The organism is Psychrobacter sp. UBA2769, from assembly GCF_002352555.1.
In the GTDB taxonomy this organism is placed as follows: Bacteria; Pseudomonadota; Gammaproteobacteria; order Pseudomonadales; family Moraxellaceae; genus Psychrobacter; species Psychrobacter maritimus.
The window spans coordinates 59,204-74,903 of sequence record NZ_DEIR01000007.1; the positions used below are offsets into that span (position 1 = coordinate 59,204).

Below are 15,700 nucleotides of genomic sequence, written 5' to 3' on the forward strand. Positions count from 1 at the left end.
GCCCTTAGTAGATTATAGTCTGAATAGACGACATACCATGTCGTCTGACTGATGAATCACATAAAAAGAGGCACTTATGTTTATATATTAAATATTGACTAATTATTGGTAAAATAGGTAATTTCGCTTAATAGCACATACACAATGCCTTTTAAGCATCATCTCTGTACAATGGCTACAAAATTTTTGGTACTTAAAACTATGAACTTTGAACAAACCTTTAAAAATATTGACGACATTCTCTTTAAAGACTCTGGGGCTGACAGTGAGCTTGACTATATTGGTCAGACTTCTTGGATACTATTTTTACGCTATCTAGAAGATTTAGAAGAAGAGAAAGCAGAAGAAGCTGCTTTGATGGGTGAAGAATATAGCTATATTATGGATGAGAAATTTCGCTGGCATAACTGGGCGATGCCTAAAGATGAAAATGGCAAGCTAGATAACCACACAGCAATGACTGGTCTTGATTTAGTAGGCTTCGTTAATAATGAGCTTTTTCCGTATCTAGCGAAATTCAATGAGAATGAAGCTGATATTAATACGATTGAATACAAAATAGGTGAAATCTATTCTGAGCTAAAAAATAAAATTCAGTCAGGTTACAACCTACGTGAAATTATAGAATATGTAGATGATTTCCAGTTTCGTTCTAGTAAAGATAAGCATGAGTTGAGCCACCTTTACGAGACTAAAATCAAAAACATGGGTAATGCTGGTCGAAATGGTGGTCAGTACTATACACCGCGTCCGCTTATTCGAGCCATGATAGAGGTAGTCAATCCAGTAATAGGTGAAACCGTCTATGATGGTGCAGCAGGCTCAGGTGGGTTCTTATGTGAAGCATTCGATTATATATCTGACCGCATGGAAAAAAGCACTAAAAACTTGCAAACACTTCAAAATAGTACTTTTTATGCCAGAGAAAAGAAAAACTTAGCTTATGTAATCGGTGTCATGAATATGATATTACATGGCATTGAAGCGCCTAATATCATTCATACAAATACGCTAAGTATTGATCTTAAAGAAATTAAAGATGCTGACCGTTATAACGTTATCCTTGCCAATCCGCCTTTTGGTGGTAAAGAACGTCATGAAATCCAAACCAACTTTAATATCAAGACTGGCGAAACGGCTTATCTATTCTTACAACACTTTATTCGTAGTTTAAAAGCCAATGGTCGTGCTGCCATCGTTATTAAAAATACATTTTTGAGCAATACTGATAATGCTTCAATAGCTCTGCGTAAGCACCTTTTAGACACTTGCGACCTACATACTATACTAGATATGCCTGGTGGTACCTTTTTGGGAGCTGGTGTCAAAACAGTAGTGCTGTTCTTTACTAAAGGAACAGCAACTAAGAAAACTTGGTTCTATCAGCTAAATCCTGGTCGCAATATGGGTAAAAAAAATCCATTAAATGATGAAGATTTAGTTGAGTTTATACAACTACAAAAGACTAAACCTGAGACTGAAAAGTCATGGATACTAAATGTAGATGATATACCTACTGATACTTATGATTTAAGTGCTAAAAACTCTAATACACATATAGGAAAACCCCTAAAAAATACTGAAATAATTTTGGCTGAAATGAAGGCTTTAGATACTGATATTGAAAAACAAATTATTTATATTAACAATCTACTTCAGTCGGATATAAGCCAGTTATTTGATGAACAAAACAAACACTGGAAACAGAGTAAGTTTAGCGAATTATTTAGATTAAAAAGTGGAGATGGCTTGACAGCTAAAAATATGGTTAATGGCGACTATCCCGTTTATGGCGGCAACGGGATAGCGGGTTATCATAACGAATATAATATTGAAGGTCCTGTAGTGATTATAGGTAGGGTTGGAGCACTGTGTGGTAATGTAAGACTCGTTGAGGAAAGGTTTTGGTTGACTGATAATGCTTTTAAAATCTCTAATGATTTAAAGAGTTTTGATTTAGGGTTTCTAACTTATGCTCTTAATTATGTCAATTTAAGAACATATGCAAGACAAGCAGCTCAACCAGTAATATCTAACTCATCTTTAAAAGATATTATTATCTCATATCCTAGTAATATAGATGAGCAAAAAGAAATAAAATCTCAGCTTGACCTATTTGAAGAGCATAAACAAATACTAGATAAACTTTATTCTAGGAAATTATTACAATTAGAAGAACTTAAAAAATCAGTAATGCAAAATGCCTTTGTAGGCAAATTACCAAAAGACTAGCTTGAGTGAAGATTTTTAAATATATTTAATCATAATTTCGACTTTACACCTCGAGGCAGAGAAATAACTCTAAAGGCTGGCAAGCAATGAATGAAGCTCAAACAAGATTAGATTTGATAGACCCTATGCTCAAAGAAGCAGGATGGGGTGTAATTGATGGCAGTCGGATCAGAGTGGAGTTCCCTATTACTGATGGTAAGCTTATAGGTCATGGAAAACGAGGTAAGAGTCTATCAGCTGATTATGTCCTAGAGTATAAAAATCGTAGATTGGCGACTATAGAGGCTAAAGCCAAACGCTATTACTATACCGAAGGTGTGGCTCAAGCAAAAAACTATGCCAATAAGCTAAATATACGCTTCACTTATGCCACCAATGGTTTAAAAATATATTCTATTGATATGCTTGAAGGAACAGAGGGTGACGTCTCAAAGTTTCCGACTCCCAATGAGCTATGGGAAATGACTTATCCCACTCCTCAAGATAATGAAACCTATAAATTAGAAATTCTTGACTGGAAAAAGCGTTTTGACGATGTTTCTTTTGCTAAGTTCATGGGGAAATACTCACCTCGATATTATCAACGCAATGCCATTCAGGCTGTGTTAGATGCCATAGCAGAGGGACAAGATAGACTGCTATTAACAATGGCTACGGGTACAGGTAAAACGGCGGTTGCCTTTCATATTTGCTGGAAGCTTTTCCATGCAAAATGGAACCTAAAGCGTGACGCTACACGTATTCCCAGAATTTTATTTTTAGCAGATAGAAATATCTTAGCTGATCAGGCTTTTAATAGTTTCAGTGATTTCGAAAAAATAGACGATAATATGTTGGTGCGTATTAGACCTAAGGAAGTGCGTAAAACTGGTAAAGCACCTACTAATGGCAGTATATTTTTCACAATATTTCAATCATTCCTATCGGGTGAAACTGGGCTATCTGATGAGGAGTTAGAAATACAAGAAGAACAATCCAACGAGCTTTCGGACGTACTATCAAATACAGATATAGTCACAAAGCAAGAAGTTCAGAAGGGTTTTTTTGGTCAATACCCTTCAGACTTCTTTGATTTTATTGTCATTGATGAGTGTCACCGCGGCGGCGCTAATGATGAAAGTAGCTGGCGTGGCATTATGGAGCATTTTAGTGAAGCTGTTCAGCTTGGTTTAACAGCAACGCCCAGGCGAGATGTGAACGCTGATACTTACGAATATTTTGGCGAGCCGTTATATACTTATGCATTAAAAGAAGGCATTAATGATGGGTTCTTATCTCCATTCAGAGTACATCAAATTAGTACTACTATAGACAACTATACCTACACAGCAGGCGATACAATCACAGGTGGTGAGATTGATGAAAGTAAAGAGTACACAGAAGATGATATCAATCGTCACATTGAAATTAAGCAACGTGAAGAATACCGTGTTAAAAAGTTTCTAAGCCTGATTAATCAAAATCATAGAACGCTTGTATTTTGCTCAATACAACGTCATGCAGCACTTATAAGAGATTTGATCAATCAACATTCAGACTCAAAACATCCTGACTACTGCCACCGTGTCACTGCCGATGATGGCGCGCTCGGTGAGCAGCACTTAAAAGACTTTCAAGATGATGAAAAGTCTAATCCAGTAATTTTAACAACCTCTAAAAAGCTAAGTACTGGTGTCGATGCACCTGAAATACGTAATATAGTTTTATTGCGACCTGTTAAATCCATGGTTGAGTTTAAACAAATCATTGGTCGCGGTACGAGACTGGCAGAAGGTAAAGACTATTTTACAGTTTACGACTTTGTAAAAGCTCATGAGCATTTTAAAGATCCTGAATGGGATGGTGAACCCGAACCACCAGATGATACTGGGGGTGGTGGCCATACAGTCTGCCAAACTTGTAACCAGCGACCTTGTGCTTGTGATAAAGAAGAAGTCACTTGTGAAGAATGCGGTAATGACCCCTGTGTATGTGAGAAACCTGGTAGTAAGGTTATAGAGGTTATATTGAGTGACGGTCGTGTTAGACAAATAGACAGTATGGTGCATACGACATTTTTTGATGCAGAGGGCAAACCTATATCATCTGAGGAATTTGTGCAGAAGCTATATGGTGAAATACCAAAGCTATTTGGTAATGAAGATGATTTACGTAAGATTTGGTCTATGCCATCTACTCGTAGACAGTTACTCGAAAAACTATCTGATATGGGCTTTACTATAGCGCAACTAGAAGACCTGCAAAAAGTAATACATGCAGAAAATAGTGATCTCTTCGATGTACTCAGCTATATTGCTTATCATAAAGATGTACAGCCACGTAAGACACGGGCATCAAATGCAAAGCAAAGATTGCATGATTACAGTGCTAAGCAGCAAGAGTTCATCACATTCGTTTTAGATCAGTATATTAAAGAAGGTGTATCAGAGCTGGATGATAAAAAACTACCAGAGTTACTTAACCTACAATATGGATCTGTTTCTGATGCTAAAACAGCATTAGGTGATGTTAGCTACATTCGCAATATGTTTGTAGGTTTCCAGGAAAGAATTTATCTGTAATTGAGATTTAGATTGGATAAGAAAAAACCAAATAACCGATAGATTATTTGGTTTTTTTATTACTCTTAAATCTCATCTGCCAACTGTAAGCTGCCCGCCAGAAAAACTGATACATGATTCGCAGTACCAAGATGATTGTTTTCTGATGTAAGGTATATCCGCTGGCACATCAAGTTGATACGGCCGTCCACAGTACTCACAGTGCACATCATCTAAGTAAGCCTGGCACTCCGCTAATACGCCAAACAAAATATGATAATCGAGATGGTATTGTTTGCAGAGTATTTCTATATGCTCTACATACCGCCCATCATGGCCGTATGCCCAATAGTCTTCACATAGTTGTATGTCGGACTGATCTGCATTAGCGCTAAAAATAAGTTTTAAGCTCATGGTTATCTCCAAACCAATTAATTAACGTTAATCACAACGAATAAGAAATCTCGTAATGATTCATAATGGCCAAAAATTTGGTCTCAAGATTTGTTAAGGTATAACGATTCAGCGCTAATCCTTCATTTAGCTCACGTTGCACCCATATCCTAACCGCTTCATCATTATAGAAAATAGGGTTAACGCCTAGCATCTTTGCTAACTGTGAACCCTGTTGTATTTGCAGGTTTACCATAAGCTTGGTAGATAGCGATATCGCTTCGGCGCTTAACCAAATTGAAGCATGCGGCGGTTTAATAAATGTGTTCATGTATAATCTCCTGTAGATTAATATTTATTCCTGTTAGTCGTAATGACTTTCTACAGATTAAATTATACATACATTTTGAGCTATTGCAACTTAAAATAACCTTCTATAGGTCTTTTTATTACTTAATAGAACCTTTAACTTATTTGACAACTATAGTTTGCTGCGTATTATTTGGCGTAATAACTGATAAGCGCAGTATTATCTTGTGTTCTAAAAGGAGGAAAGTTTATTGTTCTTCCTTAACTATCTCATAAAGGTCGCCCACTTCAATATCCAAATATAAACATAGCTTCTCTACAACTTCTAGATCCACTCTTGTCGCTTCTTCGTTATACATACGTGTAATTGTGCCTCTATTTACATCCGTGTCCCTAGACACATCAGCAATCTTTAACCTTTTCTCACCCATAATTCTAGATAAATTACACTTCACCATAACCTCCTCCATAATAAAATAACCTACTGTAGATAAAAATGTCTTGCAAAAGATTATTTTTAGTGTAAATTATGTTCTATAGCAGGTCATAAAGCTATCAGATAATAACACTTTAATCTTTAGTAAGGATTTTACTATGAGTTATACCTATTTAACAACCGAAGAGCTGTCACAACGCATTAAATATGACAGCAAGACTATACGCAATCAACTTAAGGATGCAGTATTCATTGAGGGCGTTCATTACATCAAACCATTTGGAGGTAGAAAAATCCTTTTTATATGGCAAAAGATTGAAGAGTTGATGCTAACAGGCTACGACGATACCATTCCATTTGCAGCGGGAGCGTAATCATGGCGAGTATCAATAGCCGTAATGGCAACCTGTATGTAGATTTTCGATACATAGGTCAACGTTGTAGAGAGCAAACCTTACTGGCAGACACTAAGCCTAATCGAAAGCGTCTAGAAAATTTCGTTAGCAAAATGGAAGCAGACATTCAATTAGGTAGTTTTCGATATGAAAACTATTTTCCGCAAAGTAAAAAGCTTGAGCAGTTTCAAAGCTTAGAGCTTATGAGGTCAACGAATAGTCATAAGGACTCAAGCTCAGGCTTTGATAGTTTTAGCAAAGTTTGGTTAGAGGAAAAAAAGCCGGAATGGCGGGACTCTCAAATAAGTAATGTGGAAGATATATTTAGAATTTACCTAATTCCTCATTTTAGCAATTTACCGCTAAATACCATTAGCAAAGCCAAAATCATGACTTTTCGAGGCAAGTTAGTCAAAGATGGTAATAACGGACGAACTTTATCAGCGTCTCGCATTAATCATATCATGACGCCATTACGTATGGTGCTGACCGAAGCCTCTGAGCGTTTTGATTTTGACAGCCCTTGGAAGAATATAAAACCACTCAGTGAGCCTAAAAGTAATGTCAGTCCTTTTACTCTAGAAGATGTCATGCTGATTATCAATAACGTGAGAGCAGATTATAAGCCTTACTATATCGTACGATTTTTTACAGGTATGCGTACAGGTGAGATTGATGGCTTGCCTTGGAAAAATATAGATTTTGAGCGCCGACAAATCATCGTTGATCAAGCAGTAGTTAATGGTGTAATAGGCGAAACTAAAACCTCAGGTTCGAATCGTATCATTCAGATGAACCAACTGGTTTATGATGCATTAGTTGGTCAGCAGAAACTAACTAAACATCAAAGTGAGTTCGTGTTCTGCACAAAAGCGGGTACTCCTTTGAATCATCGTAATGTGACAAAGCGAGTTTGGTATCCGTTACTACGATATTTAGAGCTTGATAAGCGAAATCCTTACCAAAGTAGACATACGGCCGCGACGCTTTGGCTTGCTGCTGGTGAGTCGCCTGAATGGATTGCTGCGCAAATGGGTCATAGCAACACAAAAATGCTATTCACAGTGTATTCTCGCTATGTGCCAAACCTAACTCGTCAAGACGGAAGTGCTTTAGATAAGCTACTGATAGCACGAGGAATATTACAAAACATATGAAAAACCCTATATTTAACAAAAAGACATCCAAACAGGTGTCTTTTTTTTGTTTTATCGCTGGATGCTTTATATAAATGGAGCTACAGTTAAGGAAATAGTTTGTAATGGTTATAGAACAATGGCTGATGAAGATAATCGCTCTAAAAATATCGAAGAATGGCTACAAAAAAACATTGTTGATTTTTCTGATCCTAATAGCGATGAAGCTTCATCCTTACTAATTGAGCTAAGGTTCTTGAAAAACACTTTGCCTGTACAATTTAAATCTGCTTTTAACAGTGAGTATAACGCCTTAACTGAATGGATAAAAACAGCTGAGGTTGATAGCTCTCTAATGGAATCAAAAAAGTCACAAATATATGAAAACGGCATTGATCATAAAGTGTTTTTAAAAAATATTAAAGAGCATCAGCTTTATTTGAAAGAGCTTTATCTTATTACCTTTTTAGTCCATCGAGCAGACTCATGTAAGGTAAACACTATTCGTGCTCTTTATTTTTTCTTATGTTTAAGGATGATTGAGCTAACGGATTATGACAGTCGAGTTGAGACGACACTTGATGAATGCCGGTTTTTAACCAACAAAACTCGCGAATTTTTAATTCAGTTTTTACCGGATATAAATGAATACAGCTCTATACAGGAATTATTAAGCGCATTTGAGTCAATTCAGTCAGAAAACCTATATGAAGAATGGTTGCAATCAGACGACAATGAACTAGAAGAGTTTGTAGAAAAAATTCGTAGAAAACTGCATAAAGATGAAAAGGATCAAGAATGGACTGATAACGAGCTCGTTAATCATCGATTATCTAAGCACATTTATGAATTTTTTTTACCACTCGAAAATATATTACTTAAAAAATCAGGAATTACTCGGAACGTCTCTCGGTCGGGAAAGCCTGCTGTCATATCGTCTGATATTTTTGTTGATGAAATCACAGGAGATAGTACCTCAACTGTTTACAGTGTAAATATCATGCCAAATGATAATCAGACGTTAGAAACTTTTGAAACTGATGAACGACAAGACGATATTAATGAAGCTGTTTTTGAAGTCTCACTTAATAAACCAATCTCTTATCATCTGGATATTGTGAACGCTCAACAACAAGTAAATATGCGTCGCAAACGCTCGATGTTACTAAATACAGATGTGCAGGTTGCTAAGCACTCCGAAATAAAGATCTTATTTAATGAGTTGTTTACAATTTTAAAAAGTAGCAACGTTGATTATACAGTCAATAGTAATGGCACTATTGAGCTAACTAATGAGCAATTAGAAGCAATATATATAATGATGACTTTACTCACAGGGAGTACCGAATTCATTCGATACATTGATTTAATTAAGGATTACGATCGGTACTGCATTGAATTTAATTTTTCACCGACAAGAGCAGTGTTAGGAGATGAGTACAGCAGTGACCTCTCGATAACCAATAACGATAAACTAGAATTAACGTTACCATTTGCAGTAGGAGTTTTAGTAGAAAATATGCAAGATTCCCTAGTAGGTACGGCACAAGAAAATTTGTTTTTCTTCGATAACCTTGAAAAAGCAGCAAAAAACAGAATTAGTAAAATTAATAAGAAAAATAATACTCGACTAACTTTAAATAAGTTAAGAAGTTACTTAAAACATGTACTCTTTCATTCAGGTACTGATACAGCTGTGATTGATGTCATGACTCTTTCACCAATTCACCATTTATCTGCTTTGCCATATTTTGGCCTTACTAAAGCCGATACATACTATGCGCAATACCACTACTACGATCACCTTAGAGATCTAATTTTTTCAGAACCTACCAGCATATTAAAAAACGAATTAAGAGAAAACAATAAGCTATCGAAGTTTGATTTACTAGATTTTCCAGGCGATAGGTATGTTTATAAAGGCGAGCAGCAAATGGGAACAAAGCTAGCTCTGCAAAGCTCTCAAATTAAATTGAAATTAGTCACTCCAATTATTAATGAACTCAAAGCCTTAAAACTTCATAAAAATCTCAATATGAATAATTTCATTAAGTTTCATAACAAGTTGACGGATTATCTCTATCTTGTTCTTGGCTTATCATCTGGTTATCGTCCTGTTATTGAGACGTTTGGACGTCTAAAAGATATCGATCTTGATATAGGTACGTATTTTATTTCAGATAAAGAAAATAGAATGGATGCACAAGGACGATTAATTACCCTTCCCGAGATAGCAAGGCTTCAATTACAGCATTATAAAAACTACCTATATGAAAATATGAAGCTCTTTAATATTCAGCATAATCGACTTGGCAGATTACTACAAGAAATTCATGAAAGTAGTGTTGGCCTTATTAGTTATCTAGAAGTCAACGAATATGGCACACTTAATTTCGTTAAAAATCAAAATAACACCTTTATTTCTAACAGGTTCAAATTGTATGCTCATTTACCATTAAACTGGTATCGTCATCATATTCGATCGCTGAAAGACCCTAACCATAGCATGTTTAGCAGCAATTTATCTCAACTGAATGACGAAGTAGTTAGCAGTTGGATGGGACATACTGATCAACTTGGCTTCGATTACTACGACATATTTAGCGGATTAAAACGTTCACAACAAGCGGAGCTTGCTGAAATGATCAATAAAGAATTAGAAGACTATGGATTTGAACCTATTGAACTAAATGAGGCGAAAAATGTCAAAGAGTAGTCTTTCAGGTATTGATAAACGAACAGTAGAAAGAGAGAAAAAACTGGTAGCAGCAAAAGATAAAGCTCTTAAAATAGCTTTGAGTCATATTAGAGTTGATGAGCTCGCCAACAAACCTAATCCACAAGCAGAGTTCACCAGAAGATGGAACAAATTTGATCAATCGCTTAAATCAACAAAAATTTTCCATAATCATACGTTCTACGGGAAGAGCTATAACTACGCTCTTCAAGAGATTCAAAAAAAACTTGACGGTTACGATTTAGATATCAGTTTTCCTAAATATATTGTCTTTGAACAGCGTCCAAAACTTTTTAGAGATAGTGATTGGTTTCAAGAAGCAAAAAAGGTGAGAACCTTCTACCAGCTATGGATGAGTAGTTTTGAGAATAATAAAGAAATTAATATTTATGACGTTTTCCTATCTTTAGTTTTTCACAATGCCGTACTACAAGCTCCCTTGCTTGAATTTATTATTAAAAAGTTAGTTGCCGGAGATCTAACGATTCAAAGCATTTATAACCTACCTTTTGTTAGAGCCGATTTTAATAAAGGGGGCTATAGTACTAATGTCAGGAGCAACAAGATAAAAGATGAAAAGTACACGTCACAAAATATATTTTTGTCGCCTATTTCAGCCACTCTACTGCGATTGTATAGACTAGACGATATTTCAATAATAAATGATGTTTCAAAATCTGACGGTTCTATCGATATCAAGGTGTTTTATCAAAAATTACTCGATCATCAAAAATTGTATCAAACACTACCTAATAACTTAGAAGAATTTTTGAAAGCTAGTGTTTACGTCTGTGAAAATCACAAAAATTTTAATTTACCAGAATATTATTTATACTTATTATTGGGTATTAAAAAGACATATTCCTTACCAGTGGATAATTGGCAATGTATATTATATGAACGACCAAAACCATCTGATATAGACATCTTAGAAGATTTTGATAACCATCAACAACATCAAAAGAACTCGAAACATAATCAACATAAGCAATTGGCATTACAAATTTCTAGACTATTCAAGCCTGAGAATGGAAAAAAGAATGAGAAAATATCAGGAAGCTTATTTGATAAAAGGTTGAAAGCGAATTTAGTACTATTAAAGCAAGAAAAATCTCCCATCAATGAAGTCGCACTGCTTACCTGGTTTGTCTATAAGCGATTATCTAACCAACCAAACAGTATTCAAACCTATAGCAATAACATTACGAACAGGTGGCTAGCGTTAACTTACAGACAGAATATTGACGATTTTGATGAAGCTGACTTTGAATCTCTTTATGCAGAAATTATAGCATTAGGTCGTACTACATCAGCAAGAAATGACACTGCTAAGTTGCTAGACGATTTCCATGAACACTTAGTTAATATGTATGGTGCCGAGCCAGTTGAACCAATGTCAGCTGGATCCGTAGCTCATGTAAAAGCAGGATATATATCAGAAACTATGTTTCAAGCAATTCTATATGCATGTAAAAACTTAAATATTAACAAAGAGAAAAAAGACGCTATCTATGTTGCTTTAATTCTTGGTCAACGGTTTGGCATGAGAATAGGAGAGATAGCTAAGCTTAAGCTCACAGAGATATCAGAAACAGTTGAAGATCTTGAAGTTCGTAATAATATTTATGGTGATAATAAAACATCCTCTGCTTTGCGTAGTTTACCTATAGGCTTGTTGCTATCACCAGAAGAACTAAGAGTTTTAACTGCCTTATACCATAGACGTGTTGAGGAAAAAGGACAAACCTTGATTGCTGACGCCAGTGGGCAAACAATTCCTAAGAATCAACTATCACAGATGGTCTCAGGATTAATAAAAAAAGTAACTGGGTTGTCATATTTGACAGCTCACAACCTTAGGCACAGCTGCCTATCTAACATTCAGTTACTGCATTTTCTGTATGATTCAGAAACGTTAAATAATACAGTAGCAAATGAAAGCTTGGAGAGCTTACTACCTTATAAAAAAGCAGATGCATGGAACATTTATTACAAACTATTTGGATCAAGGAAATCTATTAGCAACTACATAATCGCAGGTGTTGCTGGTCATAGTGAACCTAGTGTTAGCTTTAATAACTACATTCATTTCACTGACATTCAAATTGGACTCCAGTTATGGAATATCGATTATCAGTTAAGCGAGAATCAGAAAAGCTATTTACTTCAACTGCCTAGACGTAAGCAAGGATTTGAAGTCAATGAAATTTATGAGTATTTACTTAAAAAGCTAAAAGTTGAGCCATTACCAAGATTTGAAGGTAAATCAAAAAAACACCCGTCTCATTACAAAGAAGTCGAGCGCGAATTTGGTTTTAATGAAGTTGCTAAAATTTTGCGTAGTTATTATATCCATGATGATTTTCAGCATTTACTAAAACTATATGATATATCTAACGATGAATTTAAAAAGTGGCATTGTAGGGCAAAATACTTAAAGGAGAGTTCTGAGTATCAAACTAAGTTCGGTGGCTCAAGGCTATTTTCATCAGAGCAAAAAAACCTGCTTGTTCCAAGCTATAATTTAATTGCAGAAGATCAGAAAGTAATGGAGGGTATGGAGCTTAATTTTAAAGAACTATCTTTATCAAAAAAACATAAAGAGGGTCTCGATTGGTTTATAAGCTATACACTACAAAATTGTGAGTACACTCAAAATCAAATCAGGTTTGAAAATCTTGAGGATTTTGATCGGTTTTTAAATTATATAATTAATCTTTTGCCTAAAGCATTAATTCATATAGATATTCGAAACTTACAAAGTTGTACTGATAAGAGGTTAGTAAATAAATGGAAAAATCGACTTAGTAAGTTGCCAGAATCCAACGTACACTATGATCTACCTAATGATAAAAAAGAAATAAAGTATACTAAGAAAGTAAAAGCCAGTATAGGTATTGCTAGTTCCAAAGAAAAATATAATAAAGGCAATAGTAGAATACATTACAACCGCATATTACAAGTTTTTTGTTTCTATCAATTTATAATTTTAGATGATACCAAAGATATTGTATTGAAACAGAGCTCTTGAAAAATTATTTAGATATCTTAATATGTATAACTGAGCTCTAAATCTTTAATAGGTATGCTGAACACAATAAAACTACTCGATTAAGGCGAAGCATACTTAAAGTACTATAGTCAGTTTAATAAGAACTTGATATAGCCTTTATCATGAAATAGTTTAGGTAGATTATTCTCCATCTATCCTTTGCGTAGAAACTTTGCTCGTGCCCAATTTTTCTCGATAGGATTTAGATCATGGGGTGACTAAAACACATACTGAACACTGCTCCGCAGTACTTCGATCGTCATCAATATTATGATTTAAGAGTAAGTAAGGATATTCGTAATTTTAGTAAGTTTGAGGTTAATATAATATATGACTTCTGCAAGAAGTCTACTAGAGGATGAAATGAGCAGAAAAATTTTTAACACACAGGATTTGGGTAGCTATGACTTTATTTCTCAATTAATCGAAATAGATGCTGAGAAATTTAGAAAGACAACTGAGCAAGTTATAGAAATAATAAATACTGAACAATTAGAAGGATTAGAAGGTAATGATTTAGAAGTTTACAAAACATATGTGCATGAAATGACACATTTCTTAGATTCTACTACTACCCTTTGGGGGCTACAGTATAGTATAAGACTGAATAATTGGTTTAAATACCAAAATAAACAAACTTTAGAAGTTTTGGCTCTTAATGATTCAGAAATTACATTACATAATTCTTATTGTAGTGAAAAAGGAGAAGGTGTTAAATTCTCAAGAATAAAATATTCTCTAGAATACAATGAAAAATTTGGTGCTTTTATTAGATTTTTTTATTTAGATGAGTTTGAAAATATATTACATTCAAACCCTCTCTCAATGTTAGCATTGTTAGAAGGCCATGCTTATGCAAAAGAGTTAAATATATCAATAGAGAAATACAAGAAAAATAATGATTTAGTAGAGTTGGGTATTTTAAAAAGAGATAATAGCAAGAAAATCCTAAAGCTTAGTTCATGTGAATATACAGCTTACTTAGCTTTAGCTATCCAAATGATGCCTGAAATTGATGTTGATATTCAATTAAATTTATTATGTAAGATTTTTAAATTCTGTTTGGATATCCCACTAATATACCTAGCTCAGACTCCTAATTATTTATTTGAAATGGCATTTTTAAATAACAATGAAATGCTTATCAGCCAGTTAAAAATGGAGTTTAGTCGTGGTAATAACAGGCATATACTAGCTTTACTAGTACTATTCGATATATTAAATAAAATTCATAATAATCTTCTTACTCTAGATTGCAATTTTATAGAAAATATTGATAATTCAATTCTAAAAATTTTTATTTCTAATAATGAACCTGTGGAGAACTTATTAGAATCAATGAAAGCTCACTGGCAAATAGAATTAGAGGTTGATATAAAGCTATTAAATGAGTTGGATGCTAAGTTTCCACTACTTATGGCACAACAAAGAATTGATCTAGGTTGGGGATATCATAGTCATATAAGATATCATCTACCTGATATCTGTACTGATGGCATAGACAAAGCAACTTTTAATCAGCGTTTAGATTTGGACACTGATAAGTATTTTGACGAGATAAATGAGAAAAGCAAATCCTTAAGGTCTGAAATAAGTTTGTATGGAACTAAAAGAGACCACCTAAAACCTGATTTTAGTCATGGCTACTTGGAATGGATGAGAGAAAATCCAATGGGTGGTGTTTACCATTTTGATAAGTAGATTTATAGATTGTAGTATGATACCTAATTACTATAATAGATCTCTTGCATAAGTCATCGCAAGAGCTTGTGATGACTTATGCAAGGATTTTAATAAATATTTATCCTGTGATGTATAAAGTACTTAATAATTTACAGCATGAGTAACACATGAATAAATCTATCATTAAAAGAATTGCGAAAAAATCAAATCTGTCTTGGCATCCAATGACAAAAAAGCTGCATAAATCTTTTATGGAGTCTTACAGTGATGATTTTTATAGCACGATTATTAAAATGTTCCAAAAAAAACTACAATTGAACCAACAAACTATCTATTTGATCTCAAATCGTGAACAAGTAAAGTTACTAAATCAGCCTAAAAACAGTAAAGAAAAAGCGAATATTGATTATCAAATAGTTGCAGGTTGTTTTAATCCTTGGTTCGATGATGAAGTGTTGAGAACGAATAAGCAGTTAGTAGCAATAGAACTCAGTCCAGCAGAAGGACAGAGTAGAAAAGCATTTAAAGATGAGTTGCAAATTTTAATTCTATTAGATTTTTTAAAGTCTTTATCTCAAGCAAATATGTCAGCACTTGGAAATAACTTCTTTGCTCTGAAGGATGTTGTTGTGAGCTCGGAAGAGTTAGAACGCGTATATTTAAAGCTTATGGGTCACAAAATAAGTGCTAAACAATTCACTGAATATTTTGGACGTCAGCGAGATTTTGTCTATAAGCATAAACGCTAAGAAAATTTAATCTATACGTTTAACAAGAAATAGTCGGT

Annotated in this window: 10 protein-coding genes; 8 read left to right on the forward strand and 2 right to left on the reverse strand. The window is 34.4% G+C overall.

The genetic code is table 11. The features are described 5' to 3' along the window. The first annotated feature begins 201 nt into the window (after positions 1–201). A complete protein-coding gene (locus tag B3Q63_RS02700) occupies positions 202–2,232 on the forward strand; it encodes an N-6 DNA methylase (RefSeq protein WP_296173462.1) in 2,031 nt (676 codons plus the stop codon). Positions 2,233–2,318: 86 nt separating this feature from the next. Further along, the gene (gene hsdR, locus B3Q63_RS02705) at positions 2,319–4,793 is read left to right on the forward strand and encodes an EcoAI/FtnUII family type I restriction enzme subunit R (RefSeq protein WP_296173464.1); all 2,475 of its coding nucleotides are present in this window, start codon (positions 2,319–2,321) and stop codon (positions 4,791–4,793) included. 424 nt (positions 4,794–5,217) lie between these two features. Here the strand turns inward: hsdR and B3Q63_RS02710 are convergent, their stop codons facing one another. Beyond that, positions 5,218–5,496, reverse strand: a complete 279-nt coding sequence (locus B3Q63_RS02710; RefSeq protein ID WP_296173466.1) for a hypothetical protein — start codon at positions 5,494–5,496, stop codon at positions 5,218–5,220. A gap of 226 nt (positions 5,497–5,722) precedes the next feature. Beyond that, the gene (locus tag B3Q63_RS02715; protein ID WP_020442990.1) at positions 5,723–5,932 is read right to left on the reverse strand and encodes a helix-turn-helix domain-containing protein; all 210 of its coding nucleotides are present in this window, start codon (positions 5,930–5,932) and stop codon (positions 5,723–5,725) included. Positions 5,933–6,068: 136 nt separating this feature from the next. Between B3Q63_RS02715 and B3Q63_RS02720 the strand changes: the two genes are divergently transcribed. From B3Q63_RS02720 to B3Q63_RS02745, 6 genes are all read left to right on the forward strand, one after another. Then, on the forward strand, positions 6,069–6,284 hold the full coding sequence (locus tag B3Q63_RS02720; RefSeq protein ID WP_020442991.1) for a hypothetical protein: 216 nt from the start codon (positions 6,069–6,071) through the stop codon (positions 6,282–6,284). A gap of 2 nt (positions 6,285–6,286) precedes the next feature. Continuing rightward, entirely contained in the window at positions 6,287–7,462 is a 1,176-nt protein-coding gene (locus B3Q63_RS02725) for an Arm DNA-binding domain-containing protein (protein WP_296173477.1), read from the forward strand. A 118-nt stretch (positions 7,463–7,580) separates the two neighbouring features. Next, positions 7,581–10,157, forward strand: coding sequence for a hypothetical protein (locus B3Q63_RS02730; protein WP_296173479.1), 2,577 nt, complete (start codon positions 7,581–7,583; stop codon positions 10,155–10,157). After that, the gene (locus tag B3Q63_RS02735; RefSeq protein WP_296173482.1) at positions 10,144–13,209 is read left to right on the forward strand and encodes a tyrosine-type recombinase/integrase; all 3,066 of its coding nucleotides are present in this window, start codon (positions 10,144–10,146) and stop codon (positions 13,207–13,209) included. The genes B3Q63_RS02730 and B3Q63_RS02735 overlap by 14 nt, the downstream gene beginning before the upstream one ends. Before the next feature lie 351 nt (positions 13,210–13,560). After that, entirely contained in the window at positions 13,561–14,931 is a 1,371-nt protein-coding gene (locus B3Q63_RS02740) for a hypothetical protein (RefSeq protein WP_296173485.1), read from the forward strand. A gap of 149 nt (positions 14,932–15,080) precedes the next feature. Further along, positions 15,081–15,662 (forward strand): hypothetical protein, encoded by a 582-nt coding sequence (locus B3Q63_RS02745; protein ID WP_296173487.1) that lies wholly within the window; start codon positions 15,081–15,083, stop codon positions 15,660–15,662. Positions 15,663–15,700: the final 38 nt, after the last annotated feature.

Bases quoted from the DNA above. Each gene is read 5' to 3' on its own strand.
- hsdR (WP_296173464.1), top strand. From the start codon at position 2,319: ATGAATGAAGCTCAAACAAGATTAGATTTGATAGACCCTATGCTCAAA.
- B3Q63_RS02730 (WP_296173479.1), top strand. From the start codon at position 7,581: ATGGCTGATGAAGATAATCGCTCTAAAAATATCGAAGAATGGCTACAA.
- B3Q63_RS02710 (WP_296173466.1), bottom strand. From the start codon at position 5,496: ATGAACACATTTATTAAACCGCCGCATGCTTCAATTTGGTTAAGCGCC.
- B3Q63_RS02715 (WP_020442990.1), bottom strand. From the start codon at position 5,932: ATGGTGAAGTGTAATTTATCTAGAATTATGGGTGAGAAAAGGTTAAAG.
- B3Q63_RS02735 (WP_296173482.1), top strand. From the start codon at position 10,144: ATGTCAAAGAGTAGTCTTTCAGGTATTGATAAACGAACAGTAGAAAGA.
- B3Q63_RS02700 (WP_296173462.1), top strand. From the start codon at position 202: ATGAACTTTGAACAAACCTTTAAAAATATTGACGACATTCTCTTTAAA.
- B3Q63_RS02725 (WP_296173477.1), top strand. From the start codon at position 6,287: ATGGCGAGTATCAATAGCCGTAATGGCAACCTGTATGTAGATTTTCGA.
- B3Q63_RS02720 (WP_020442991.1), top strand. From the start codon at position 6,069: ATGAGTTATACCTATTTAACAACCGAAGAGCTGTCACAACGCATTAAA.
- B3Q63_RS02745 (WP_296173487.1), top strand. From the start codon at position 15,081: ATGAATAAATCTATCATTAAAAGAATTGCGAAAAAATCAAATCTGTCT.
- B3Q63_RS02740 (WP_296173485.1), top strand. From the start codon at position 13,561: ATGACTTCTGCAAGAAGTCTACTAGAGGATGAAATGAGCAGAAAAATT.